Genomic DNA, 22,417 nt, shown 5'->3' with positions numbered 1-22,417 from the left:
GTCCCTCTCTCAGTACTTGAGCAGGTTCGCGTCGTCGACCGAGGCCGAGCGGCGGGTGCGGAAGACGGTGATGATGATGGCCAGGCCGACCACGACCTCGGCCGCGGCGACCACCATCGTGAAGAACGCGATGATCTGGCCGTCCAGCGCTCCCTGCATCCGGGAGAAGGTGACGAAGGCCAGGTTGGTGGCGTTGAGCATCAGCTCGATGCACATGAACACCACGATCGCGTTGCGCCGGATCAGCACGCCGAGCGCGCCGAGGCTGAACAGGATCGCCGAGAGGTACAGGTAGTTGTCCGGGTTCATGCCTCGACCTCCTCGTGGCGGGCGGATCCGTTCGACGGACCCCCGTCGCCGTTGCCGTCGCCACCGCGGGGCAGCGGGACCGGCAGCGGCCTGATCCGGCGCGGCTCGCCGCGCGAGCGCAGCGTCGCGTTGACGCTCAGTTCCGCGATGCTGCCGTCGGGCAGCAGCGCCGGGGTGTCCACCGCGTTGTGCTGCGCGTAGACACCCGGGTTCGGCAGCGGGGTGACGATCGTGCCGGGGTCCTTCGCGAAGCGCTTGAACCGCTCGGCCGCCAGTTCCTTCTGCGTCTTGCGGGCGGTGACCCGCTCGCGGTGCGCCAGGACCATCGCGCCGATCGCCGAGACGATCAGCACCGCGGAGGAGACCTCGAAGGCCCAGAAGTACTTGGCGAACAGCAGGTGCGCGAGCGACTGTACGTTGCCGCCGGCCGACGCGTTCGCCGCGTCGAGACCCTTGAACACGCCGAGCTGCGCGTGCGCCAACACGCCGAGCAGGATCGCCCCGAACAGCACGGCGACCAGCACGGCGGCCCAGCGCTGGCCGCGGATCGACTCGGTCAGCGACTCGGCCGAGTCCACGCCGATCAGCATCAGCACGAACAGGAACAGCATCATGATCGCGCCGGTGTAGACCACGATCTGCACGATGCCGAGGAAGACCGCGCCCTGCGCCATGTAGAACATCGCCAGGCAGATCATCACGGCGCACAGCCACAGCGCCGAGTGCACCGCCTTCTTGGAGAAGATCAGCCCGAGCGCGCCGGCCACCGAGATGACGGCGCCGACCCAGAACAGGAAGCTCTCTCCGCTGCCGGTGTTGGTCACCGGGTCCGCGAGGACCGGCGCCACGCTGTGAACTGCGAGTGAGGGCACTGCGAGGAGTGTCGCGCTCATCGCACGGCCTCCGGTTCGGTGCGCCCCGCCTCGCCGGAGGCGGCCGGCCGGTCCTGCTCGCCCTGCGAGCGGCTCTGCGCGTACTCGGCGAGCTGCTCGTCGCAGGCCCGGGTGACCTGGCCCTTGTAGTACTCCTTCTCGGTGGTGCCCGGCTGCATCTCGTGCGGCGCGGGCACCATGCCGTCGGTCAGCCCGGCCAGCAGCCGGTCCTTGGTGTAGATCAGCGACTCGCGGCTGGTGTCGGCGAGCTCGTACTCGTTGGTCATGGTCAGCGCGCGGGTCGGGCAGGCCTCGATGCACAGGCCGCACAGGATGCAGCGCAGGTAGTTGATCTGGTAGACCTTGCCGTACCGCTCGCCCGGGGAGAAACGCTCCTCCTCGGTGTTGTCCGCGCCCTCGACGTAGATCGCGTCCGCCGGGCAGGCCCAGGCGCACAGCTCGCAGCCGATGCACTTCTCCAGGCCGTCCGGGTGCCGGTTGAGCTGGTGGCGGCCGTGGAAGCGCAGCGCGGTCGGCTTCTTCTCCTCCGGGTACCGTTCGGTGTTCGGCGCCTTGAACATGGTGCCGAACGTGACGCCGAACCCGGCGATCGGAGCCAGCGGTCCCGGCTCCTTCTTCTTCTCGCTGCTGCTCATTCGGGGTTCGCCTCCTCGGCGATGGTGCCGTTGGTGGCCGCCGTGAGCGCGGCGGTGCGTGCGTACTGCGTGCGGCGCGCGACCGGTGGGGCGCTCTGGCCGGGCATCGGCGGCACCGGGAAGCCGCCGGCCAGCGGCTGGAAGCCCGGGACCGACAGCGGCGGCGTGCTTCTGATCCGGTTGCGCTCGCGGATCTCCAGGCCGAGGAGCACGATCAGGAACAACACCGCGACGCCGACGTAGAACGCCGTGCCGTTCGCGCCGGTCAGATCGTTGTGGTTCTTCAGCTGGCGGAAGGTGGCCAGCGCCAGCAGCCAGAGCAGGGAGACCGGGATGAGCACCTTCCAGCCGAAGGCCATGAACTGGTCGTAGCGCAGCCGGGGCAGCGTGCCGCGCAGCCAGATGAAGACGAACACGAAGATCAGCAGCTTCACCAGGAACCAGATCATCGGGTACCATCCGCTGTTCGCCCCGGACCACAGGCTCAGCGGCCATGGTGCCCGCCAGCCGCCGAAGAACATCGTGATGGCCAGCGCGGAGACGGTGACCAGGTTGATGTACTCGGCCAGGAAGAAGAGGGCGAACTTGAGCGAGGTGTACTCGGTGTGGAAGCCGCCGACCAGTTCGCCTTCGGCTTCGGCCAGGTCGAACGGCGCCCGGTTGGTCTCGCCGACCATGGAGATGATGTAGATCGCCGCGGACGGGACCAGGTAGATGAACCAGCGGGACTGCTGCGCGCCGACGATCCCGCTGGTGGACATGGTGCCCGCGTAGAGGAACACTCCCGCGAACGACAGGCCCATGGCGACCTCGTAGGAGATCATCTGCGCCGAGGAGCGGAGCGCTCCGAGCAGCGGGTAGGTCGAGCCGGAGGACCAGCCGGCCAGTACGACCCCGTAGATGCCGATCGAGGAGACGGCCAGGACGTAGAGCACGCCGATCGGCAGGTCCACCAGTTGCAGCGTGGTCCAGTGGTGGAAGATCGAGACCTCGGGGCCCCACGGCACGACCGCGATCGCCAGGAACGCCGGGATCGCGGAGACCACCGGGGCGAGCCAGAAGACCGCCTTGTCGGCGTTCGCGGGGACGATGTCCTCCTTGAGCGCCAGCTTGACCCCGTCGGCCAGCGACTGGAGCAGTCCCTGAGGGCCGACCCGGTTCGGGCCGACGCGCATCTGCATCCAGGACACCACGCGCCGCTCGTACCAGATGTTGAACAGGGTCAGCACGACCAGGATCGCGAACGCGGCCACCGCCTTGATCGCGACCAGGATGAACCACCACGGGATGTGGGTGTCGAAGCTCCCGAGGAACCAGTGGTCCATGTTTTGATTCAACGCTGCTGCGGGTAGTGGTGGCATCAGCCCTCCACCTCGGTGGGTTGGTCGAGGTCGCGGCCCGCGCCGGCATCGAACGCCGCGTCGTCGCCGGACACGGCGACGCGGGCGACGGACACCACGGCGCCGGTGTCGGCGCCCAGCGCGGCGCGCACGTGCGAGCCGGGCGAGTTCGTCGGCAGCCACACGACCCGGTCGGGCAGCGTGTCGACGGCCAGCGGCAGCGTGATCGTCCCGGCGTCGGTGGAGACGGCGACCGCGTCGCCGTCGGCCGCGCCGATCTCGGCCGCGGTGGCCTGCGACAGCCGGACCACCGGCTGGCGCGCCGTGCCGGCCAGGTGCTTCTCGCCGTCCTGGAGCCGTCCGTCGTCGAGCAGCAGGTGATGGGTCGCCAGCACCGCCTGCCCCGCGGCCGGGGCGGGCAGCGGCCGGGGCTGCGCGTAGGGCCGCGGCGCCGGGATGCCGTCCCAGCGGCCGATCCGCGCCAGCTCGCGGCGGGCGGCGGCGACGTCGGGCAGGCCGAGGTGCACGTCCATCGCGTCGGCGAGGCCGTCGAGGACTCGCAGGTCCGGCATGCCGCCGGCGATGACGGTCTGCACCGCGTCGGCGGACAGCGCGGTCTCGAAGGTGCGCGGGCGGCCCTCCCAGTCCAGGAAGGTGCCGCTCTTCTCGGCGACCACCGCGACCGGCAGCACCACGTCGGCCCGCTCGGTGACCGCCGAGCGCCGCTGCTCCAGCGAGACCAGGAAGTCGACCGCGTCGAGGGCGGCCAGCGCCCCGGCCGGGTCCGGCAGGTCGGCCGGATCGACGCCGCCGATCAGCAGCGCCTTGATGCTCCCGGCGCGCACCGCCTCAAGGATCGTGTCGCCGTCGCGGCCGTCCAGCGTCGGCAGCGTGCGCACGCCCCACGCGGTGGCGACCTCGGAGCGGGCCCGCGAGTCCTCGGCCGGGCGGCCTCCGGGCAGCAGGTTGTACACCGCGCCGGCCTCGATCGCGCCGCGCTCGCCGGCCCGGCGCGGGATCCACGCCAGCTTGGCGCCGGTGGCCTCGGCCAGCCGCAGCGCGGCGCTCAGCGCGCCGGGCACGCAGGCCAGCCGCTCGCCGACCAGGATCACCGCGCCCGGCTCGCGCAACAGCCGCGCCGTGCGCAGCCCGGCCGCGTCGAGCCCGGCCACCTCGGTGCCCGCCGCGAGCGCGGTCAGGAACTCCGGCTCGGTGTGCGGCGCGGCCTTCAGCAGCGTGCCGTTCAGCTTGCGCAGGCCGCGCGTCTCGACCGGCGCTATGGCGACGACCGCCGTGCGCGCCTTGCGCACGGCCTTGCGCAGCCGCAGGAACACGATCGGCGACTCGTCCTCGGGCTCGAACCCGACGAGCAGCACTGCCGGGGCCTTGTCCAGGTTCGCGTACGTCACGGTCGTCTCGCCGCCCGAGACCGGGCTGTTGCCGGCCACGTGCGCGGCCAGGAACTCGGCTTCCTCGTTGGAGTGCGGACGAGCGCGGAAGTCGATGTCGTTGCTGTCCAGGGCGATGCGAGCGAACTTCGCGTACGCGTACGCGTCTTCGAGGGTGCTGCGACCGCCGACGAGCACGCCGGCCGAGCCGCGGGCCGCGCGCAGCCCGTTGGCCGCCGCGTCGAGCGCCTCAGGCCACGAGGCCGGGACCAGTTCGCCGTCGCGGCGCACCAGCGGGACGCGGATGCGGTCGTTCGCGGTGGCGTACTGGAAGGCCCAGCGGCCCTTGTCGCAGTTCCACTCCTCGTTGACCTCGGGGTCCTCGCCGGCCAGGCGGCGCAGCACCTTGCCGCGCCGGTGGTCGGTGCGCAGCGCGCAGCCGGCGGCGCAGTGCTCGCAGGCGCTCGGCGTGGAGACCAGGTCGAAGGGCCTGGCGCGGAACCGGTAGGCCGCGCCGGTCAGCGCGCCGACCGGGCAGATCTGCACCGTGTTGCCGGAGAAGTAGGAGCTGAACTCCTGGTCCCCGGCCACCGAGATGCCGACCTGCTGGTCGGCGCCGCGCTCGATCAGGTCGATGAACGGGTCGCCGGCGACCTGCTCGGAGAAGCGGGTGCACCGGGCGCACTGCACGCAGCGCTCGCGGTCGAGCAGCACCTGCGTGGAGAGGTTGATCGGCTTGGCGAACGTGCGCTTCTTGCCTTCGAACCGGGTCTCGCCACGGCCGTTGGACAGCGCCTGGTTCTGTAGCGGGCACTCGCCGCCCTTGTCGCAGACCGGGCAGTCCAGCGGGTGGTTGATCAGCAGCAGTTCCATCACGCCCCGCTGTGCCTTGTCGGCGACCGCGGAAGCGTGCTGGGTCTTGACCACCATCCCGTCGGTGACCGTGGTCGTGCACGACGCCATCGGCTTGCGCTGGCCCTCCACCTCGACCAGGCACTGCCGGCAGGCGCCGACCGGGTCGAGCAGCGGATGGTCGCAGAACCGGGGGATCGCGACGCCGAGCCGCTCGGCGACCCGGATGATCAGCTCGCCCTTGGGCGCGATCGTCGCGATGCCGTCGACGGTCAACGAGACGTAGCCCTCGGGCACGGCCGGCGGCTCACCGCCGGTACCCGGCGCCGGAGCATTCGTGGTGACGGTCATCAGTGCGCTCCCGTCGCGGCCAGTGCGGGCGCCCACACGGTGGAGAGCGCCGGGTCGAAGGGGCAGGCGCCGGTGCGCAGGTGCTCGATGTACTCGTCGCGGAAGAACTGGATCGACGAGGTGATCGGCGAGGTGGCGCCGTCGCCGAGGGCGCAGAACGCCTTGCCCAGGATGTTGTCGGACAGGTCGAGCAGCCGGTCCAGGTCCGCTTCGCTGCCCTGCCCGGCCTCAAGCTGCTGGAGCACCTGGACCAGCCAGTACGTTCCCTCACGGCACGGTGTGCACTTGCCGCAGGACTCGTGCTTGTAGAACTCGGTCCAGCGCAGCACGGCCCGCACCACGCAGACGGTCTCGTCGAAGATCTGCAAGGCTCGGGTGCCGAGCATGGATCCGGCGGCGCCGACGCTCTCGTAGTCCAGCGGGACGTCGAGGTGATCATCCGTCAGCAGCGGGGTCGAGGAGCCGCCGGGCGTCCAGAACTTCAGCCGGTGCCCGTTGCGGACGCCGCCGGACAGGTCGAGCAGTTCGCGCAGCGTGATGCCGAGCGGCGCCTCGTACTGCCCCGGCCGGGTGACGTGCCCGGACAGCGAGTAGAGCACGAAGCCGGGCGACTTCTCGGTGCCGAACGAGCGGTACCACTCGACACCGCCGCGCAGGATCGCGGGCACCGAGGCGATCGACTCGACGTTGTTGACCACGGTCGGGCTCGCGTAGAGCCCCTCGATCGCCGGGAACGGCGGACGCAACCGGGGCTGCCCCCGGTATCCCTCAAGCGAGTCGAGCAGCGCGGTCTCTTCGCCGCAGATGTACGCGCCCGCCCCGGCGTGCACCACGATCTCCAAGTCGAAACCGGACCCGAGGACGTTCTTTCCGGCGTATCCGGCCGCGTACGCCTCACGCACCGCCGCCTGAAGCCGGCGCAGCACGTGCACGACCTCGCCGCGCAGGTAGATGAACGCATGATTCGCACGGATCGCGTAACACGCGATGATGATGCCTTCGATCAGCTCGTGCGGGTTGGCCAGCAGGAACGGGATGTCCTTGCAGGTTCCCGGCTCCGACTCGTCGGCGTTGACCACGAGATAGTGCGGCTTGTTGTCACCCTGTGGGATGAACGACCACTTCATCCCGGTGGGGAATCCGGCACCCCCTCGGCCCCGCAGCCCGGAATCCTTGACGAGCTTGATGACATCGTCCGGCGACATGGCCAGCGCCTTGTGGACGGCCTGGTAGCCGTCGTGCCTGCGGTAGCCCTCAAGCGTGTACGACCGCGCGTCGTCCCACGCCCGGGAGAGCACCGGAGTCAGCTTGCTCATACCTGCCCCTCCACCCTGGAGCCGTCCCGCCGGGCGATCTTCAGCCCTTCCAGCGTGGCCGGACCAGCCGGGCCGCCGCCGTGTACCGCGTCCGGCCGCTCGTCCTCGAACCCTGCCAGGATCCGCTCCATCTCCTTGAAGGAGCACAGCGCCGGGCCGCGGCTCGGCGTGACCTCGTGACCGGCCAACAGGTCGTCGACGAGTTGCACGGCCGTGCGCGGCGTCATGTTGTCGAAGAACTCCCAGTTGACCGTCATCACCGGGGCGAAGTCGCAGGCCGCGTTGCACTCGATGTGTTCGAGCGTCAGCGTGCGCTCGCCCTGGCCCTCCGCGGTGCGCTCGTCGTTGCCGACCGCGAGGTGCGCCTTGAGCGTGGCGAAGATCTCGTCGCCGCCCATCACCGCGCACAGCGTGTTCGTGCACACCCCGACGTGGTAGTCGCCGACCGGCTTCCGCTTGTACATCGAGTAGAACGTCGAGACCGCAGAGACGTCGGCGGTGGACAGCCCCAGCATCTCGGCGCAGAACTTGACGCCGTCGCCGCTGACGTAGCCCTCCTCGGACTGCACCAGGTGCAGCAGCGGCAGCAGCGCCGAGCGCGGCTTCGGGTAGCGCGCGATAAGCGCTTGGGCGTCCTTGACCAAGCGCTCCCGCACCTGCGGCGCGTCGGCGTACGAAGTCTGCGTCGAGGCCGCGGTGGTGTCCGCGCCCTGCAAGTGCGGGGCGAGGCCGATCGAGACGTCGGTCACCGGTCCACCCCTCCCATGACCGGGTCGATCGAGGCGACGGCCACGATGACGTCCGCAACCATCGATCCCTCACACATCGCGGCGGTGGCCTGCAAGTTGTTGAACGACGGGTCGCGGAAGTGGACCCGGTAAGGCCTGGTCCCGCCATCCGAGACCGCGTGGCACCCCAGCTCGCCCTTCGCGGACTCGACGGCCACGTAGGCCTGGCCCGGCGGGACGTGGAAGCCTTCGGTCACCAGTTTGAAGTGGTGGATCAGGGCCTCCATGGACTCGCCCATGATGTGCCTGATGTGGTCGAGCGAGTTGCCCATGCCGTCGCCGCCGAGGGCCAGCTGCGCCGGCCAGGCGATCTTCTTGTCCTCGACCATCACAGGACCCGGCTTCAGCTTGTCCAGGCACTGCTCGACGATCTTCAGCGACTCGCGGATCTCGTCCATCCGCAGCCGGTACCGGCCATACGCGTCGCACGTGTCCCACGTGCAGACCTCGAAGTCGTACTGCTCGTATCCGCAGTACGGCTGCGACTTGCGCAGATCATGCGGCAACCCGGTCGATCGAAGGATGGGCCCGGTGATCCCGAGCGCCATACATCCCGTCAGATCCAGGTACCCGATGCCCTCGGTACGGCCCTTGAAGATCGCGTTCTCGTTGCAGAGCGCCTCGATGTCCTTGATCCGCTTGGGCATCAGCGCCAGGAACTCGCGCACCTTGTCCACCGCACCGGGCGGCAGGTCCTGCGCCAGCCCCCCCGGCCGGATGTACGCGTGATTCATGCGCAGGCCGGTGATCATCTCGAAGATGTCGAGCACCAGCTCCCGCTCGCGGAAGCCGAAGATCATCGCCGAGAGCGCGCCCATCTCCATGCCGCCGGTGGCGATGCACACCAGGTGCGAGGAGATCCGGTTGAGCTCCATCAGCAGCACCCGCACCACGCTGGCCCGGTCGGGGACCTGCTCCTCGATGTCGAGCAGCTTCTCCACCGCCAGGCAGTAGGCCACCTCCTGGAAGAACGGCGTGAGGTAGTCCATCCGGGTGACGAACGTCGTGCCCTGCGTCCAGTTGCGGAATTCGAGGTTCTTCTCGATGCCCGTGTGCAGGTAACCGATCCCGACCCGGGCCTCGGTCACCGTCTCGCCCTCAAGCTCCAGGATGAGCCGCAGCACTCCGTGCGTGGACGGGTGCTGCGGACCCATGTTCACGACGATGCGCTCTTCGGGCGCCTCGCCGAGCGAGCCGGCGATCTCGTCCCAGTCGCCGCCGGTGATGGTGAAGACGCGGCCGTCGGCCTCGTCCCCCACGCCGTACGGATCGCCGTGCGGTTCTCCAGCCGTAGTGGAATTCGTGGAAGCGGCATCCGGCATGTCTTCGGCCGCCCTCTCCGCTTGAATGGTCACTGGTAAGACCTCCGCTGATCCGGAGCCGGGATCTGCGCGCCCTTGAACTCAACCGGGATGCCGCCGAGCGGGTAGTCCTTGCGCTGCGGGTGGCCCGGCCAGTCGTCCGGCATCAGGATCCTGGTCAGCGCCGGGTGCCCGTCGAAGACGATGCCGAACATGTCCCAGGTCTCGCGCTCGTGCCAGTCCACCGCCGGATAAACCGGGTAGAGCGACGGCAGGTGCGGGTCGCTGTCCGGGCAGGTGCTCTCCAGCTGAATCCGGCGGTTGTGCGTGATCGACATCAGCGGCACCATCACGTGCAGTTCGCGCCCGATCTCGTGCAGGAAGTGCACCCCTGACACGCCAAGACACAGCTCGAACCGCAACGCCGGGTCGTCGCGCAACGTCCGCGCGACCTGCACCAAGTGCTCGCGGCGCACCTGGAAGGTCATCTGCCCCCGGTGCACTATCACCCGCTCGATCGCGCTCTCCGGTGCGAGCCCCTGCTCGTCGAGCGCGCCGAACAGCTCGTTCTCGACCTCGTCGAAGTAGGAGCCGTATGGCCGCGGCGACTGCCCCGGCAGTTCGATCCTGCGCACGAGCCGGCCGTAGCCGGAAGTGTCACCGCCGTTGCCGCTCGGGAACATGCCCTTGCGGACGGCGACGACCTCCGCTTCCTGCACCGCCAGCGGCTGCGCCTTCTCCAGCGCCCCGCCACCCGCCGACTCGCCGGCCCGGGACTGCTCGCCGCTCATGCCAGCAAGCCCTTCATCTCGATCGTCGGCAGCGCCTTGAGCGCGGCCTCCTCGGCGGCGCGGGCCGCCTTCTCCCGGTCCACGCCGAGCGGCATGGCCTGGATCTCGGCGTGCAGCTTGAGGATCGCGTCCATCAGCATCTCCGGCCGGGGCGGGCAGCCGGGCAGATAGATGTCCACCGGCACGATGTGGTCCACGCCCTGCACGATCGCGTAGTTGTTGAACATCCCGCCGGACGAGGCGCACACGCCCATCGACAGCACCCACTTGGGGTTCGGCATCTGGTCGTAGATCTGGCGCAGCACCGGGGCCATCTTCTGGCTCACCCGGCCCGCCACGATCATCAGGTCGGCCTGCCGGGGCGAGGCCCGGAACACCTCCATGCCGAACCTGGCCAGGTCGTACCGGCCCGCACCCGTCGCCATCATCTCGATGGCGCAGCAGGCCAGCCCGAAGGTGGCCGGCCAGAGCGAGCCCTTGCGCATGTACCCGGCCAGGCCCTCGACCGTGGAGAGCAGGAACCCGCTGGGGAGTTTCTCCTCAAGACCCATCCGGCACCCCCTCTCAGTCCCAGTCCAGGCCGCCGCGCCGCCACACGTAGGCGTACGCGACCAGGACGGTGAGGACGAACATGACCATCTCCACGAGCCCGAACCAGCCGAGCGCGTCGAAGGCGACGGCCCACGGGTAGAGGAAGACGATCTCGATGTCGAAGACGATGAACAGCATCGCGACCAAGTAGTACTTGACCGGGAAGCGGACGCCGCCGACCGGCTGCGGCGACGGCTCGATACCGCACTCGTAGCTGTCGTACTTGGCCCGGTTGTACCGTTTCGGACCGGTAAGCGAGCCGATGACCACCGAGAAGACCGCGAATCCGCCCGCGATCAAGCCCAGGATCAGGATCGGCACGTAGGTGTCCACACGCGCCGCCGCCTTTCCGCCGCTAGTCGTAGTCCGCCGGCGTCCGTCGACGGCTGGACCTTCCAGATTCCGAGCGCCATCCGGACCAGAGGCCCGGACCACGCTCGTGAAGCCGTTCACAAGCTCGGGGTGAAATCGGCCGTAAGCCTTGCCGACGACGGCAATCTTACGGCCTGCCCTTTGTGATCCTCGCCACGGGTCACCCCTTCGGCGAATCGCCGGTTCGTAACGTAGCCCTTACACCCACGTTCGCGCTGTGTGATCTCCATCACGCCCAGGTCAGAGCCTGAAAGACATGTCCGGAGCCTGTCGTGCCACCCCCGCGACGATCCCCGTTTCCACCCGAGAAACCCACCCCACAGCCAGCCCCCCGCCACCCCGCCCGCCGCCAGATCACGCCCACCGCCCGACCACGATCCGGCCAGCCGACTTGATTTCCCACTCTACGTCTTGTAGAAGCGACTCCCCCATGCCACTTACGCGGCATTCGGGATAACGCCTGCGGCTTAGAGCGACCGCTCTTAACGCGCTCCGCGCTAAGAACACCCACCCGCCCGTCCCCGCTCCGCGCCCTCACTACGCGAGGCCGCTCCACGGACTCAGTGCGCTGCCGCGCACGCGCTGCGCCGCCTCGCTAACGCTCGTCGGCTCGACCGCCCTCGACACACCTGGTAGGAATCCATTCCCACCATCGCGTAGTATGGCTTGCATGACGGGTACCGGGAAAGCCAACGGCGATGGAAGAGCCGGGACACGCACGACGGGGAACCTGACGCCGCGCAATCGAGGCATGAGTGCGTCTGCGCTCGCAGGCAAAACGACTAAGAAGGCGACCCGCAAGTCCGCAGGTGCGGGGCAGAAAGTTGACAAAGTGAGTGTGTCGATGCCGCCGGAGACTGTGCGCACGGTTCGGGAGATGGCCGCGGCGGCCGAAATGAGCGTCTCGGCATGGCTGACGCGGGCCGCCGAGGAAAGCGCCGAGCGTGCTCGCCGCGTGGCCACGGCCCAAGAGGCCGCTGCTGAATACGCTGCCGAGGTCGAGGCCATGCATGGCCAGGCCACCCCGGAAGAGCAAGAGCGCGTGGACGCCTTCTTCGCCGAACTGGCGGCCTACACTCGCGGTGCTTACGACCAGGCCGCTTAGGCCGTCCCGTGGAAGTCATCTACGACGCAGGGGCGCTGATCGCCGCAGGGAACGGCAGTCGGCCATTCAGCCTGATCGCGCAGGCCGCAGCGCGCGCCGGGACGTTGCCGCGCGTGCCGACCACCGTACTGGCCCAGGTCTGGCGCGGCACTGGGCCGAAGCAGGCGCTGCTTTCACTCGCTCTGCGCACGTGTCAGGTCGTGCCGTTCGACGAAGAGGCCGCCCGCCTGGCCGGTACTTTGTGCGGCCGAGCCGGAACCTCGGACGTCGTGGACGCCTCTGTCGTAATCCTCGCCGTCCGCTACCGGGCCGGGATCGTTACCAGCGACCGCGGTGATATCGCCAAGCTGATCGACTCACTCGACGCAGACCTGCGCCAACGTCCGCCGGTCATCGACATCTAGCGATCGGACAACCGGTCCGCCCCTTGCGGGACCACCACCGCGTCAGGCGCTTGGAACCACCTTCGCCAGGCCGTTGATGATGCGGTCCATCGCGTCGCCGCCGCGGGGGTCGGTGAGGTTGGCCAGCAGCTTGAGGGTGAAGCGCATCAGCATCGTGTGGGACAGGCCACGCTGGGTGGCCAGGCGCATGACTTTGGGGTTGCCGATAAGGCTGACGAAGAGGCGGCCCAGCGTGTAGTAGCCGCCGTAGGTCTGGCTGAGGATCTTGGGATAGTCGGACAGGGCGAGTTCCCGGTCGTAGGCGGTTTTGCGGGAGTTGGCCTGCGCGATGACCTTGGCGGCGATCTCGCCGGATTCCATCGCGTAAGCGATGCCTTCGCCGTTGAACGGGTTGATCATGCCGCCTGCGTCGCCGACCAGGAGCAGGCCGCGGGTGTAGTGGGGCTTGCGGTTGAAGCCCATCGGGAGCGCGGCGCCGCGGATCGGGGTGGTGCGGTTGTCCTCGGTCAGCTGCCACTCCGGCGGGGTTGACGCGAGCCAGCGGCGCATCATGTCGCGGTAGTCGACGGCGCCGAATGCCGATGACGTGTTGAGGATGCCCAGGCCGATGTTGGACGTGCCGTCACCCATGCCGAAGATCCAGCCGTAGCCGGGCAGCAGGTGGTCGGGGTTCTGGGCGTCGCGCAGTTCCAGCCAGGACTCCAGCCAGTCGTCGGTGTGGCGCGGGTTGCGGTAGTACGCGCGGTACGCCACGCCCATTGGGCGGTCGTCGCGCTTGTGCAGGCCCATCGCGATGGCCAAGCGGGTCGAGTTGCCGTCTGCGGCGACGACGATCGGGGCGTGGAAGGCGACCTCGCGCTTCTCGGGTCCCAGCTTGGCGGTGACGCCGGTGATGCGTGAGGTCCGCTCGTCGCGGATCGGGGCGGTCACGTTGCACTGTTCGAGCAGGCGGGCACCGGCCTTCTGCGCCTGCCGGGCGAGCAGTTCGTCGAAGTCGGACCGGGGGCGTACGAGCCCGTAGTTCGGGTGCGAGGCCAGCTCGGGCCAGGCGAGTTCGAGCTGGCGTCCGCCGCCGATGATGCGCAGGCCCTTGTTGTGCAGCCAGCCGGCCTGGGGCGAGGTGTCGATGCCCATACGCACCAGTTGGGTGACCGCACGCGGAGTCAGGCCGTCGCCGCAGACCTTCTCCCGCGGGAACTCGGTCTTCTCCAGCAGCAGGACATCGAGGCCGGCCTGCGCGAGGTGGTACGCCGTCGCGGACCCGGCCGGTCCCGCGCCGACGATGATCACGTCGGCCGAGTCCTCGGAGGCGACGCGGTGGTCTGAAGCAGCGCGGGGCTCCGCGGCGGAGTCTTGAGTCGGCACGGGAGCAGTTTAGACAACAGGTTGGGCGGGACGACTCGGGTGTCTATGCGGGGGGAGGGCGCCTGCGTATTCCCGTCTTACGGAGGTGCCAGGATAGGTCCATGAGCAGAGCCTCCCTGGACAAGCAACCGCACGAGGTCGCGGCGATGTTCGACGGCGTCGCGGACCGTTACGACTTCACCAACGACGTGCTGTCGCTGGGGCTGGCCCGTGCGTGGCGACGCGCGGTGGCCACGGCGGTGGACGCGCGGCCCGGCGAACGGATCCTGGACCTCGCGGCGGGCACCGGGACCTCGTCGATCCCGTTCCAGCAGGCCGGGGCGTCCGTGGTGGCCTGCGACTTCTCGCTCGGGATGCTCAACGTCGGCCGGTCGCGCAACCCAGACCTCGACTTCGCAGCCGGGGACGCGATGCGCCTGCCGTTCCGCGACGGGGCGTTCGACGCGGTGACGATCTCCTTCGGGCTGCGCAACGTGGCCGACACGACGGCGGCACTGCGCGAGCTGCGGCGGGTGACGAAGCCGGGCGGGCGGCTGCTGGTGTGTGAATTCTCGCATCCGACGAACGGACCGTTCCGGACCGTTTACCTCGAATATCTGATGCGGGTTCTGCCGGCGGTCGCGACTCGCGTCGCTTCGAATCCGGACGCGTACGTATACCTCGCTGAGTCGATCCGTGCCTGGCCGGATCAGCAGGGACTCGCGACGCTCATTCAGGCGTCTGGGTGGTCACGGGTGGCATGGCGCGATCTCACCGGCGGCATCGTTGCCCTACACCGGGGTTACGTGTAAGTCGAGCCGAGCGAAGACGGCACAAGACTTAGGACTGGGTGTCGTGCACGACCGTGCCGCCTAGGACAGTGGCAACGCACTGATGCATCTTCGCCGCCGCAGCATCGAGCAGGGCCGCGTAGACCTCGCCCGGCTCGGCTCCGGTGAGGGCGTCGAGCGTGGGCACGGCGAAGACCGCGAGGTCGGCGCGGGCTCCCTGGTCGAGGCGGCCGACGTCGGTCAGGCCCATGGCCGCCGCGCCGCCGAGGGTCGCCGCCTCGACGATCCGCCGGTCCAGGTCGAACTCGTCGTAGCCCTGCACGAGCGCCAAGTCGCGCAGGGTCGCGGCCTCTTCGAGCAGGTCGAGGCTCGGGCTGGAGGCGAGCGAGTCGGTGCCGATCGCGAAGGGCGAGCCCTCGGCGAGGTAGTCGGCGACCGGCGGTTCGCCCGCTTGCAGGATCCGGTTCGAGCGCACGCACAGCGCCGCGTAGACGCCCCGGGACCGCAGGATCTCGCGGTCTGACGCATCGCAGTGCACGCAGTGCGCCGCGTGCACGTCCGGGCCGAGCGCGCCGATCTTGTCCAGGAAGCCGACCGGCGTCAGGACGCTGCCGCCGTCCCGGATCAGCTCCATCGCCTTGCCGAACCGGAGCATGTCGTCGGCGAACGGGCCGTCGCCGGTCGCCACGTACCGCACCTCGGCTTCGGACTCGGCAACGTGGGTGTGCGTGCGCAGTCCGCGCGCGCGGGCGATGGCGACGCAGTCCGCGAAGACCGCGGTGGCGATCGTGTACGGAGTGTGCGGCGACATGCCGAGCGTCCGGCCGACGGGGGCGTCAGCGAGAGCGGCCAGGATGCGGGCGCGGCCGGAGTCCGACCAGCTCTGCGCGTCCTCGAACACGGCCTCAAGGTAGGAGATTCCGGCGATGCCGGACTGTGCGGTCGGCTCAAGCACCTCGGGCTCGGTGACGATGTCCGCGACCGCGGTGGTGCCGGCGGCGAGCATCAGCCGCAGGCCGCGGCGGGCCGACTCCTGCCACATCGCCTCGGTGAAGGTCGGGCGCTTGGCGACCATCCGGCCGAGCCAGACCGGGAAGGGCTCGTCGATCGAGTTGAGCTCCTCGAAGTCCGTGTACTGCAAGTGTGCGTGCGCATTGACCAGGCCCGGGGTCAGTACGCCGCTCCACGCGTGTTCTCGCGCCTCGGGGTGCTCGGCCGCGAGTTGCCCGCGCGGTCCCACGGCCGCGATCCGGTCACCGTCCACCAAGACCGCGCCGTCGCCGATCGGCTCGGAGACTACGGGAAGGACGATGGGCGCACTATGCAGTGTCAGCATGCGACGAGCCTATTGGATGAGCTGCCCCTCGGTCTCGGAACGGGCGAAGTCGCCGCATTAGGGCATGAAGTGCCGGTGATTGGCACAGTGGTCGTGGCAACCGGCGCTGTGTTGATCGGCGCTGTACTGATCGACGCAGTGCCGATCGGCACAGTGGTGAATGGCGCAGTGCCGATTGGTGCAGCGTTGTTGATCGACAGGTAGTCCTTGTCGATGTTCAGCTTTACGCCGCCGTATGACGCGTAGACGTTGCCGAGGTACTGGTGCGCACGCTGCACGGGCCAGGCGTTGGTTGGCGTTGCCGTTAGATCCGCGTCAGCGACGCCGTTCCAGTGAGCGATCGCGACGACGTCGGGCTCAGTGATCTTCCCGCGATGGACCATCAGGTCGGCGATTCCAGTCGCGGCACTGCTGTAGACCGCCGAACGGTAGCCGTGAGCGTGCAGTTCCGCAGTCCATGCGGACAGGAAAGCCATCGCAGCAGCACTTTGCGCAGGTGTCGTGTACGACTCCATGTCGTAGTAGAGCAGGGCGCCTGGACCGATACCGAGACTGCGGGCCTGTATGACCGCGTCGTCGGCGCTTTCCTTGCCCAGCGCGCCAGGCCCGGGGGTGGAGGTAGTGGCGGTCAGCTTGTCCCAAGCGGCCTGCCAGCCGACGTAGAGCGGCATGAAGTGCCAGCCTGCCTTGGCCCGCGCGGTGAGCCAGTCGCCGGTCAGGTTCGACTGGTCGCAGGCTCGCTCGTCACCGCCGATGTAGATGCCGATCGCGCTGAAAGGCGAGGTGGCCCAGGCGTCCATCTGCGTGGTGCTGGGCGCGGCGCAGGTGTCGAACCCGAGACCGGTGGCCTGGTTGGTGCCCCGGACGATCTCCACCGGCACCGCGTCGCGGGCGAGGGCCAGAGCCGGGGCGACACGTGTAGGTGCGTAGGCCGGACTGGGCAGCCCTGCGGCGGTTAGCGCGCCGATAACGGTGTCGCGGTCGTGGCCGTAGCTGGCGGTGATCGTGAGACCGGGAGCGGCCACGTCGATCTCGGAGGAGAGCCGATGGTCGAGCGCGACGGTGGCGCTACCGGCCGAACGGGTCAGGTCGGGCTCGATGAGCAGGGCACCGATACGCCGCCCAGCGCCACGGGCCGGACATCGCTGCTTGTCGCCGGGTTGCCCAAGGTAGACGGCGTGCACGTCGAAACGCACGCACGTGTACGGATGTCTCGCCAGATCGACGACCCGCCAGGAGAAGGGAACCGTGAAACTGCGGCCGAGGTACGTGACAGTCTTCACGCCGTTCCATGCCGTCGTCACGTGATACGGCTCGGACTCGGGCTCGGACTGCGCGGAGGCCGGTATCGCAGTGACCAGCGACGTCGTGAGGACGGTCGCGAAGGTGGCGATTGCAAGGACAGCGGTGCCCATGAAGCCCAAAGCGCGGCTGACCGCGCGTGTTGCACCGCGTCGAGGTGTGTGGTTTGAGGCTGTACGGTCCGAAACTGTGCAGTTCGAGACTGTTTGGTTCGAGACCGTGCAGTTCGAGACCGTTTGGTTCGAGGCTGTGCAGTTCGAGGCTGTGTGATTTAAGGCTGTGTGATTCAAGGCCGTGAGCGTCATGAATATCCCCATATCATCGCTGAATTTGATCAAGCAGACGATATCAGGACATAGACGCCACAGTCCGCCGCGCCCGGCAAGTGTCGGGGCGGCGGACCGCTTCGGCCTAATAGATCAGATGATCAGATCTGATACCGACTGAGCCGGTGTCGGATCGAATGCACAGGGGACGAGGAACGGGGGACGGGGGACGGGGTCGGATCCTTGGGGATCGGGTCCACAGGGTCAGATCCCTGGCAGGCCTGATCCCTAGGTGCCAATCCTCCGGCCTCCGGAGGTCAGATTCCCTGGGGTATCAATCCCCCGGAGGCGAGATCCTGGGGCGCCGCACCCGTGGAGGTCAGATCCCGGTCGGGTCAGATCCTCGGCAGGTCGGTGACGTGGTACTCGCGCACCGTCTGGAGCTTGTGCTGGTCGAGACCGAGCAGCTCCAGGATGGTCGGGGCGATCTGGGTGGTGAGCACCGGGGCGCCGTCGAAGTGCGAACCGTCGCTGTCCACGCCTGCGCCGGAGACCACGATCGGCACGTCGCGGTCGGCCGGGTTCGCGCCGCCGTGCTCGGCGATCTTGCCGTGGCCGCCGGTGTACACCGTGCCGACCTGCGCGACGCCGACCAGGTCGGGCACCCGCGGGTCGCTGTGCGAGGTGCCGAAGTAGTCGGACGCCGCCTCACCCGCGTAGACGGCCTTCAGGCCGGCCGAGGTGAAGGGCTTCGGGTTGCCGTTGATGTCGTTGCCGGTGCCGGTCAGGCTCAGCAGGAAGTTCTTCGCGAAGTCGGCGGCGGCCTGTGAGCGGTCGCTGAGCCACCACAGCATCGCGTCGTCGTCCACGGTGAAGGCGACCAGCGGGGCGGCCTTCGGGTGCAGCTTGGCCCAGGCGGCGTTGACGGCGTCGATGATCGGGCCGTCGTCGATCCGGGTCAGGTCCGACGGCTTGGTCGGCGACTGGCCGTGCTTGGCCGACAGGATGATCGTGGTCGACTTGTCCAGGTGCTGCTTCTTGATCTCGGCGACGAAGCGGCCGAGCTGCGCGTCGATCCAGTCCAGCGAGGAGGACAACAGCGGGCCCGGGGTGACGCCGTCGGCGAGGTAGCCGCCGGTCATACCGTCCGATTTCGGCAGCTTCTCGGCGGTGGAGACCGTCTGGAAGTTCATGCCGAAGATGGCCGGCACGCCCTCCTTGGTCGTTCCGCTGTGGTCGTAGCCGTCGATCTCGTTGATCACGGCCTGGACCTTGTAACCGTCGTACTGCCGGGTGGCGGCGTTGTCCTTGGTCCAGTCGTCACCTGCGGGGAAACCGGCGATCGACGCGTCGGAGTTGATCTCCGGGGTGAACAGGTCGTCGATCGAGTTGCCGCTCTGGCCGTCCAGGATCGAGTACGCCGGGTGCTTGTCCGACCAGGCGGTGTGCAGGCCGGCCTGCTTGGCGATGTCGAAGACCGTGTTCACCCGCAGGTACTGGTTCGGGTAGATCGGCTTGCAGGTCGCCGGGTCCACCGGCAGTTGGGCCGGGTCGAGCACCGTCTTCGGGTCGCCGGTCATCTGCAGGATCGGGCCGGGCAGCCCGGACAGGCCCTGGCCGGCGTCGATCGAGTTCAGGTTCTTGTCGGCGGCCTCGGTCCACGCGACCTCGGTGCCCAGCGGGGTGTTCTTGCAGTCCGTGGTGCCGGGCGGCAGCAGGGCGTGGTTGTAGGTGTCGTCGTAGTAGACACCGCTCTGGCCCGCGGTCGCGCCGGTGAACTGCGCGATCATGCCCGGGAACGAGTCGGACGGGTTGGTGGTCTGGGCGTTCGTGTAGTCGATCCCGTCGCCGACCAGGCCGGCCATGGCCGAGTGCGGGTGCTGCGCGACGTACCAGGCCAGGTCGGACTGGTGCAGTCCGTCCACCGAAATGACAAGCACGTGCTTGCCGTCACCGGCGTGTGCCGAAGCGGTCGCCGGGGCCAGCACGGCGCCCGAGACGAGGACGGCCGCACTCGCCAGCCCGGCGACGCGCAGCCTGCGCTTAGGCACGGGACCGAATGTGCGAGACATCGAAAGCTCCCATGGTTCGGCCGACCCGATGTCAGCCTCTGAAGGAGAGTGATAGTCCGCGCCTCCGGCAGCATGACCGCCAAACGGTGAACCTCACGGGAATTCCAGGCGACTACCGAACGGAGATACGGTCTGACGTGCCGTCAGGCACCCGATATCACAGTGCCCTTACGTCAACCCGGTGCCGATGAGCCGCAGGCCGCCGGCTCAGCCGACCTCGACCAGCGGCAGCGCCGTCGACGAGATGTGCGAACGGACCTGGTCGTCGACCGGGTCGTCCGCAGGGTCGGTGTGCACGACTAGGTGGTTGTAGAGGGTGTCGCGCTGCGCGGGGATCCGCCCGGCGGAACGGATGAGGTGGATCAGCTCGGCCCGGTTGGAGCGGTGGCGGGCGCCGGCGGAGGAGACCACGTTCTCCTCAAGCATGACCGAGCCGAGGTCGTCCGCACCGTAGTGCAGGGTCAGCTGCCCCGCCTCCTTGCCGACGGTCAGCCAGGAGCCCTGGATGTGCGCGACGTTGTGCAGGAACAGCCGGGCGATGGCGATCATCCGGATGTATTCGAGCGTGGTGGCCTGGGTCCGGCCCTTCAGGTGGTTGTTCTCGGGCTGGTAGGTGTACGGGATGAAGGCGCGGAAGCCGCCGGTGCGGTCCTGCACCTCGCGGATCATGGCGATGTGCCGGATCCGTTCCGCGTTGGTCTCGCCGGTGCCCATCAGCATGGTCGAGGTCGACTCCAGGCCGAGCCGGTGCGCGGTCTCCATGATCTCCAGCCAGCGCTCACCCGACTCCTTGAGCGGGGCGATCACGGCGCGCGGGCGTTGCGGCAGCAGCTCAGCGCCGGCCCCGGCGAACGAGTCGAGCCCGGCCGCCTTCAACCGGCTGATCGCCTCCTCGATGGTGACCGCGGAGACGCTGGCCATGTGCTGGACCTCGGACGCGCCGAGGGAGTGGATCACCAGCTGCGGGTACGCCTGCTTGATCGCGCGGAACGAGGTCTCGTAGTACTCGACCCCGTAGTCCGGGTGGTGCCCGCCCTGGAACATGATCTGCGTTCCGCCGAGCGCGACGGTCTCGCCGCACCGGCGCAGGATCTCGTCGAGGTCGCGGGACCAGCCCTTGTCCGACTTCGGCGGTGCGTAGAACGCGCAGAACTTACACGCCGTCACGCAGACGTTGGTGTAGTTGATATTGCGTTCGATGATGTATGTCGCGATGTCGGCGGACTGTGGATCTTCTTCTCGGGTGTAACGCTTGCGCCGCGCGGCGTCGGCGGCCCGGCCGAGCGCGTGCAGCGGGGCGTGCCGGTAGAGCTCCAGGGCCTCCTCCTCGGAGATGCGCCCACCGCCGGCGGCGCGGTCGAGAGCGTCCTGAAGCTCAGTGCCCAGCGCAGCAGTGCCCACCGAAACCATGTGACTACCGGCCTTCCCGATCAGATCCTTCGTTCAGCCTACGCGGCCCGGTCCAGCAACTCGATCGTCACCTCGGGATCGACCCCGATCTGCGCCGCGGCGCGGCGGGCGAACTCGCGCACCCCCGCCAGCTGGCGCGCCCCGAGGGAGAAGTCGAGCGTGGTGAAGTAGCGCTCAAGGGTGGACGCGTCGAAGGACTCCCAGCGAGCAGCCTGCGTGGCGACCTTGTCCACCTCGGCCATGGCCAGGTCCCGCGAGGTGAGGAACGCATCGTGAACCTCGCGGGTCAGCGCGGGCTGCCTGGCAAGGAAGTCTCGGCGCACCGCCCATACCGCGAAGACCATCGGCAGCCCGGTCCACTCCTTCCAGGCCTGGCCGAGGTCGAGCACCCGCAGGCCGAGCCGGGGCGCGTCGTAGAGGGACGCGCGTAGCGCCGGGTCGCCGATCAGCACGCCCGCGGCGGCCTCCTGCATCATCTCGGCGAGGTCCGGCGGGCACGAGTAGTACAGCGGTTCGGCGCCGTAGCACTCGCGCAGCACCAGGCGGGCGAGTTGCACCGTCGTGCGCGAGGTCGAGCCGAGCGCGACGCGTGCCCCGTCCAACTCGGCGAAGGGTGGCTGTGAGACCAGGTTGCAGGACATGACCGGCCCGTCCGAGCCGACCGCGACGTCGGGCAGCACGACCAGGTCGTCGGCGTGCCTGAGGTATTCGACAAGGGAGATCGGCCCGATGTCGAGATCGCCGGCCACCAGTTGCTCGGAGAGCCGCTCCGGGGTGTCCTTGACCAGATCCAGGTCGAGCACCGCACCGGAGCGGACCAGACCCCAGTAGATGGGAATGCAGTTCAGGAACTGGATGTGCCCGACACGAGGTTTGTCCACGTCCAGCACCCTACGCCGCTAGTCGGCCCCGACCGCGGCCAGGAGGTCCGTCAGGTCGGGCGCCACCTGCGAGAGATACCAGGTCGGGAACCGTAGTCGGGAGCAGTCGCCGAGCTCGGCCAGGTAGAGCAGATCGCGGGGGCCGCCGAGCGCGACGAACCGATCGGCGTGCACCGACTGCGGATCCCCGTATCCCCGCGTCTCCCCATCCGTCACACCGCCGCCGAACGTGACGGCGACAGCTTGGATGTGCGAGGCGGTCCGCGGGTTCCGCCTGCGCGGTTTATTCGTCCTCGTCCTCGAAAGAGGCCGCGTCGTCGAACTTCTTGCCCAGCCGCTGGGTGCGGTCGACAATGCCGGCCGACATCGCGTCCCGGTACTTGGACAGCGTGATGAACGAGACCGCGCTGGACACCAGCAGGGCTACGGCGAGCAGGGTGAGCCTGGACAACTGCGAGCTCAGGTCCATGCCGAAGAGCACCGCCACACCCCAGACGAGCAGCAGCGCGGCGAGGAACAGCGCGAGCCGGAGCGTGGTGTATCGCAGCACCGCGTGACGGGTCGCGAAGACCGGCGCCG

General features: G+C 68.8%; 22 protein-coding genes. 3 read left to right on the top strand and 19 right to left on the bottom strand.

Features of this window, described 5'->3' with window-relative positions; translation table 11 throughout:
• Positions 1–9: 9 nt before the first annotated feature.
• The 11 genes from nuoK to VGS97_RS22100 are packed head-to-tail and all read right to left on the bottom strand — an operon-like array spanning position 10 to position 10,888.
• Positions 10–309 carry an NADH-quinone oxidoreductase subunit NuoK gene (nuoK, locus tag VGS97_RS22150; protein WP_326855542.1) on the bottom strand — a complete coding sequence of 100 codons (300 nt, stop codon included), beginning with the start codon at positions 307–309 and terminating at the stop codon, positions 10–12.
• Entirely contained in the window at positions 306–1,202 is an 897-nt protein-coding gene (locus VGS97_RS22145) for an NADH-quinone oxidoreductase subunit J (RefSeq protein WP_326855541.1), read from the bottom strand. Before VGS97_RS22145 ends, nuoK begins: the two co-directional genes overlap by 4 nt.
• Positions 1,199–1,837: an NADH-quinone oxidoreductase subunit NuoI gene (gene nuoI, locus VGS97_RS22140; protein WP_326855540.1), complete on the bottom strand. Its 639-nt coding sequence runs from the start codon at positions 1,835–1,837 to the stop codon at positions 1,199–1,201. Before nuoI ends, VGS97_RS22145 begins: the two co-directional genes overlap by 4 nt.
• Positions 1,834–3,162, bottom strand: coding sequence for an NADH-quinone oxidoreductase subunit NuoH (gene nuoH / locus VGS97_RS22135; protein ID WP_349262219.1), 1,329 nt, complete (start codon positions 3,160–3,162; stop codon positions 1,834–1,836). The genes nuoI and nuoH overlap by 4 nt, the downstream gene beginning before the upstream one ends.
• Positions 3,163–3,197: 35 nt before the next feature.
• Complete coding sequence (locus VGS97_RS22130) at positions 3,198–5,768, bottom strand: NADH-quinone oxidoreductase subunit G (RefSeq protein WP_326855538.1); 2,571 nt, start codon at positions 5,766–5,768, stop codon at positions 3,198–3,200.
• Positions 5,768–7,084, bottom strand: coding sequence for an NADH-quinone oxidoreductase subunit NuoF (gene nuoF, locus VGS97_RS22125; protein ID WP_326855537.1), 1,317 nt, complete (start codon positions 7,082–7,084; stop codon positions 5,768–5,770). The genes VGS97_RS22130 and nuoF overlap by 1 nt, the downstream gene beginning before the upstream one ends.
• Positions 7,081–7,800: an NADH-quinone oxidoreductase subunit NuoE gene (gene nuoE / locus VGS97_RS22120; protein ID WP_349262218.1), complete on the bottom strand. Its 720-nt coding sequence runs from the start codon at positions 7,798–7,800 to the stop codon at positions 7,081–7,083. The genes nuoF and nuoE overlap by 4 nt, the downstream gene beginning before the upstream one ends.
• Positions 7,801–7,829: 29 nt before the next feature.
• A complete protein-coding gene (locus VGS97_RS22115) occupies positions 7,830–9,227 on the bottom strand; it encodes an NADH-quinone oxidoreductase subunit D (RefSeq protein WP_326855535.1) in 1,398 nt (465 codons plus the stop codon).
• Entirely contained in the window at positions 9,224–9,964 is a 741-nt protein-coding gene (locus VGS97_RS22110) for an NADH-quinone oxidoreductase subunit C (protein ID WP_326855534.1), read from the bottom strand. Before VGS97_RS22110 ends, VGS97_RS22115 begins: the two co-directional genes overlap by 4 nt.
• The gene (locus VGS97_RS22105; RefSeq protein ID WP_326855533.1) at positions 9,961–10,515 is read right to left on the bottom strand and encodes an NADH-quinone oxidoreductase subunit B family protein; all 555 of its coding nucleotides are present in this window, start codon (positions 10,513–10,515) and stop codon (positions 9,961–9,963) included. Before VGS97_RS22105 ends, VGS97_RS22110 begins: the two co-directional genes overlap by 4 nt.
• Positions 10,516–10,528: 13 nt before the next feature.
• A complete protein-coding gene (locus VGS97_RS22100) occupies positions 10,529–10,888 on the bottom strand; it encodes an NADH-quinone oxidoreductase subunit A (RefSeq protein WP_326855532.1) in 360 nt (119 codons plus the stop codon).
• A gap of 709 nt (positions 10,889–11,597) precedes the next feature.
• Between VGS97_RS22100 and VGS97_RS22095 the strand changes: the two genes are divergently transcribed.
• Both VGS97_RS22095 and VGS97_RS22090 read left to right on the top strand, forming a co-directional pair.
• A complete protein-coding gene (locus tag VGS97_RS22095; protein WP_326855531.1) occupies positions 11,598–12,032 on the top strand; it encodes a hypothetical protein in 435 nt (144 codons plus the stop codon).
• Positions 12,033–12,040: 8 nt separating this feature from the next.
• Positions 12,041–12,436: a PIN domain-containing protein gene (locus VGS97_RS22090; RefSeq protein ID WP_326855530.1), complete on the top strand. Its 396-nt coding sequence runs from the start codon at positions 12,041–12,043 to the stop codon at positions 12,434–12,436.
• Positions 12,437–12,478: 42 nt separating this feature from the next.
• Here the strand turns inward: VGS97_RS22090 and VGS97_RS22085 are convergent, their stop codons facing one another.
• Positions 12,479–13,801 (bottom strand): geranylgeranyl reductase family protein, encoded by a 1,323-nt coding sequence (locus VGS97_RS22085; protein ID WP_326855529.1) that lies wholly within the window; start codon positions 13,799–13,801, stop codon positions 12,479–12,481.
• 101 nt (positions 13,802–13,902) lie between these two features.
• Between VGS97_RS22085 and VGS97_RS22080 the strand changes: the two genes are divergently transcribed.
• Positions 13,903–14,592 (top strand): demethylmenaquinone methyltransferase, encoded by a 690-nt coding sequence (locus VGS97_RS22080; protein WP_326855528.1) that lies wholly within the window; start codon positions 13,903–13,905, stop codon positions 14,590–14,592.
• Positions 14,593–14,620: 28 nt separating this feature from the next.
• Here VGS97_RS22080 and VGS97_RS22075 read toward each other — a convergent pair whose 3' ends face one another.
• The 7 genes from VGS97_RS22075 to VGS97_RS22045 all read right to left on the bottom strand — a co-directional run.
• On the bottom strand, positions 14,621–15,907 hold the full coding sequence (locus VGS97_RS22075) for an amidohydrolase family protein (protein WP_326855527.1): 1,287 nt from the start codon (positions 15,905–15,907) through the stop codon (positions 14,621–14,623).
• On the bottom strand, positions 15,901–17,322 hold the full coding sequence (locus VGS97_RS22070) for a DUF1906 domain-containing protein (RefSeq protein ID WP_326855526.1): 1,422 nt from the start codon (positions 17,320–17,322) through the stop codon (positions 15,901–15,903). Before VGS97_RS22070 ends, VGS97_RS22075 begins: the two co-directional genes overlap by 7 nt.
• A gap of 548 nt (positions 17,323–17,870) precedes the next feature.
• Complete coding sequence (locus VGS97_RS22065) at positions 17,871–19,547, bottom strand: alkaline phosphatase family protein (protein ID WP_414641790.1); 1,677 nt, start codon at positions 19,545–19,547, stop codon at positions 17,871–17,873.
• A 207-nt stretch (positions 19,548–19,754) separates the two neighbouring features.
• Positions 19,755–20,948, bottom strand: coding sequence for a cyclic dehypoxanthinyl futalosine synthase (gene mqnC / locus VGS97_RS22060; RefSeq protein WP_326855524.1), 1,194 nt, complete (start codon positions 20,946–20,948; stop codon positions 19,755–19,757).
• Positions 20,949–20,995: 47 nt separating this feature from the next.
• Positions 20,996–21,844, bottom strand: a complete 849-nt coding sequence (locus VGS97_RS22055; protein WP_349262216.1) for a menaquinone biosynthesis protein — start codon at positions 21,842–21,844, stop codon at positions 20,996–20,998.
• A 12-nt stretch (positions 21,845–21,856) separates the two neighbouring features.
• Positions 21,857–22,054 (bottom strand): hypothetical protein, encoded by a 198-nt coding sequence (locus tag VGS97_RS22050; protein ID WP_326855522.1) that lies wholly within the window; start codon positions 22,052–22,054, stop codon positions 21,857–21,859.
• Between the two features lie 67 nt (positions 22,055–22,121).
• Positions 22,122–22,417: DUF4229 domain-containing protein (locus VGS97_RS22045; protein WP_326855521.1), on the bottom strand; the 296-nt coding region annotated here is incomplete at its 5' end.

This window comes from Actinocrinis sp. (assembly GCF_035946395.1).
Classification (GTDB): Bacteria; Actinomycetota; Actinomycetes; order Streptomycetales; family Catenulisporaceae; genus Actinocrinis.
Note: the sequence above shows the minus strand (reverse complement) of the source record. Positions and strands in the feature narration are given on the sequence as shown.

Excerpts from the sequence above, each read along its gene's own strand:
- VGS97_RS22070 (WP_326855526.1), bottom strand. The coding sequence starts at position 17,322 with ATGGGCACCGCTGTCCTTGCAATCGCCACCTTCGCGACCGTCCTCACG.
- nuoH (WP_349262219.1), bottom strand. The coding sequence starts at position 3,162 with ATGGACCACTGGTTCCTCGGGAGCTTCGACACCCACATCCCGTGGTGG.
- VGS97_RS22110 (WP_326855534.1), bottom strand. The coding sequence starts at position 9,964 with ATGAGCGGCGAGCAGTCCCGGGCCGGCGAGTCGGCGGGTGGCGGGGCG.
- VGS97_RS22145 (WP_326855541.1), bottom strand. The coding sequence starts at position 1,202 with ATGAGCGCGACACTCCTCGCAGTGCCCTCACTCGCAGTTCACAGCGTG.
- nuoI (WP_326855540.1), bottom strand. The coding sequence starts at position 1,837 with ATGAGCAGCAGCGAGAAGAAGAAGGAGCCGGGACCGCTGGCTCCGATC.
- nuoF (WP_326855537.1), bottom strand. The coding sequence starts at position 7,084 with ATGAGCAAGCTGACTCCGGTGCTCTCCCGGGCGTGGGACGACGCGCGG.
- VGS97_RS22130 (WP_326855538.1), bottom strand. The coding sequence starts at position 5,768 with ATGACCGTCACCACGAATGCTCCGGCGCCGGGTACCGGCGGTGAGCCG.
- VGS97_RS22080 (WP_326855528.1), top strand. The coding sequence starts at position 13,903 with ATGAGCAGAGCCTCCCTGGACAAGCAACCGCACGAGGTCGCGGCGATG.
- VGS97_RS22095 (WP_326855531.1), top strand. The coding sequence starts at position 11,598 with ATGACGGGTACCGGGAAAGCCAACGGCGATGGAAGAGCCGGGACACGC.
- nuoK (WP_326855542.1), bottom strand. The coding sequence starts at position 309 with ATGAACCCGGACAACTACCTGTACCTCTCGGCGATCCTGTTCAGCCTC.
- VGS97_RS22105 (WP_326855533.1), bottom strand. The coding sequence starts at position 10,515 with ATGGGTCTTGAGGAGAAACTCCCCAGCGGGTTCCTGCTCTCCACGGTC.
- VGS97_RS22065 (WP_414641790.1), bottom strand. The coding sequence starts at position 19,547 with ATGTCTCGCACATTCGGTCCCGTGCCTAAGCGCAGGCTGCGCGTCGCC.
- VGS97_RS22075 (WP_326855527.1), bottom strand. The coding sequence starts at position 15,907 with ATGCTGACACTGCATAGTGCGCCCATCGTCCTTCCCGTAGTCTCCGAG.